Origin of the sequence: Streptomyces sp. TRM64462 (assembly GCF_013362995.1) — a bacterium.
Lineage (GTDB): Bacteria > Actinomycetota > Actinomycetes > Streptomycetales > Streptomycetaceae > Streptomyces.
Genome location: NZ_JABWDV010000190.1, coordinates 1 through 634 on the forward strand (window position 1 = coordinate 1; position 634 = coordinate 634).

Sequence of the window (634 nt, forward strand, 5' to 3'; positions counted from 1 at the left end):
CGCACCGCCCCGGAGCCGTACCGCGCCCGATCCCCACCACCACGAGACTCACGCCCGCCCCCGGAACCGAGGAAGCCATGCGAACACCCCGACCGCCTCGCGGCGCCGACACGTCGCCCTCACCGGCCCCGCCACCACCGGCTTCCGGGTCGGGTCCGGCCCCGGTCCGCGGCCGCCGCGCACACGCCGCACCAGCGCCGGCACCGGCATCGGCCCCGGCGGCCGGACGCCCACAAGGGCGGGCACCACACGCGCCCACCGCGCACGCCGCTCCCGGCCCCACCGCCACCGCACCGCGCCCCTGGAGCCGCCGGAGCACCCGCACCGGAGGGACCGCAGGGGCGAGAACCGTACGGGCCAGAACCGTACGCGCGAAGATCATCTCCCTCCTCATGGTGCCCGTCGTGTCCCTCATCGCCCTGTGGGGCTTCGCCACCGTGACCACCGCGCAGGAGGTCGCCCGCCTGCAAGCCGCCCAGCGGGCAGAGGACCGCATCGGAACGCCCGTCACCGCGGCCGTCGCCGCCCTCCAGGACGAACGCCGCGCCGCCGTACGCCAGGCCGCGGCCCCCGGCCCCGTGCACACCATCGAACTCGACGAGCGGGCCCGCCGGACCGACGCCGCCCTCGCCCG

Annotated in this window: 1 pseudogene; it reads left to right on the forward strand. The window is 78.1% G+C overall.

From position 1 onward, the window contains the following. Window positions 1-77: 77 nt before the first annotated feature. Window positions 78-634: pseudogene (locus tag HTZ82_RS32100) on the forward strand (histidine kinase); the annotation flags it as partial.